Origin of the sequence: Roseburia inulinivorans DSM 16841 (assembly GCF_000174195.1) — a bacterium.
Taxonomy (GTDB): domain Bacteria; phylum Bacillota; class Clostridia; order Lachnospirales; family Lachnospiraceae; genus Roseburia; species Roseburia inulinivorans.
In genome coordinates this window covers 1-523 of record NZ_ACFY01000123.1, presented here as the reverse complement: position 1 = coordinate 523, position 523 = coordinate 1, and the positions used below count along the sequence as shown (strand labels likewise).

The following is a 523-nucleotide window of genomic DNA, read 5'->3' as shown; positions in this document are numbered from 1 at the left end:
AGATTTAATATGGAATGATTGAGCATATTTATACAGAATGTAAATATTACTGTGGTAGTCTCAATCACAATATATACATATCTATTTCGACTACTCTTTTTATACTTTCCATTCATAAACTGAAATAATATCGTACTTATTATAAAACATGAAAGTGCATTACATAATACCAGTAAAATCGTATTCATTTTTCCTCCTATGAATTTCTCTGCAAAAATTTATTTACTTCTTCTCTAAAATCGTTGCTTCTCCTTTGTGCAATCTGAAGTTCTTTTCCATTATCCATATAAATAATAAAGTCCTTTATTTTTTCAATATGCCTTAAATTAACCAGATTTCCTCTACAATTCACAACAAAATCATATGGTTGCAGTTCTTCAACCAGTTTTTCAAAGATACAATCATACTCATATGTAATATCAGACAATGCTATCAGTACTTTTCTGGATCTTTTTATGTATTCAAAATATAAAATATCCCTCAGTTTCAGTTTGATCGACAGATACTCTTTTCCATTGCTGTC

General features: G+C 28.1%; 1 protein-coding gene and 1 pseudogene. Both read right to left on the bottom strand.

What is annotated here, in order from left to right:
- Positions 1-188: pseudogene (locus tag ROSEINA2194_RS20535) on the bottom strand (ATP-binding protein); the annotation flags it as partial.
- Positions 189-196: 8 nt separating this feature from the next.
- Positions 197-523: LytTR family transcriptional regulator DNA-binding domain-containing protein (locus ROSEINA2194_RS13500; protein ID WP_007888244.1), on the bottom strand; the 327-nt coding region annotated here is incomplete at its 5' end.